Origin of the sequence: Streptomyces sp. GbtcB6, from assembly GCF_019091475.1 — a bacterium.
Classification (GTDB): domain Bacteria; phylum Actinomycetota; class Actinomycetes; order Streptomycetales; family Streptomycetaceae; genus Streptomyces; species Streptomyces hyaluromycini.
Map to the genome: position 1 here is coordinate 1 of NZ_JAGXJL010000360.1, position 253 is coordinate 253.

Annotated in this window: 1 protein-coding gene; it reads left to right on the forward strand. The window is 73.5% G+C overall.

What is annotated here, in order from left to right; translation table 11 throughout:
- The coding region (locus tag KVT45_RS55450) for a hypothetical protein (protein WP_217562740.1) at positions 1 to 253 on the forward strand (253 nt) is incomplete at both ends.

A 253-nucleotide genomic window follows, 5' to 3' on the forward strand; every position in this document is an offset into this window, starting at 1 on the left:
TCGAGGACGGCCACGGCGCGCTGGGCCCCGCCACCGGGCTCTACACCGACCCCAGCTCCTCCACCGCGAACGGCACTGCGGCCGAGCAGGAGGCCCGGCTGCTGCACTACCAGGACCTGATCAAGGTCGGGCTGACCGGCAACCTCGCCAAGTACCGGTTCACCGCCACCGACGGCCAGGAGGCCTCCGGCGCGGAGATCGACTACAACGGCTCGCCCGCCGGATACGCCGACGCGCCCGGCGACGCCCTCGC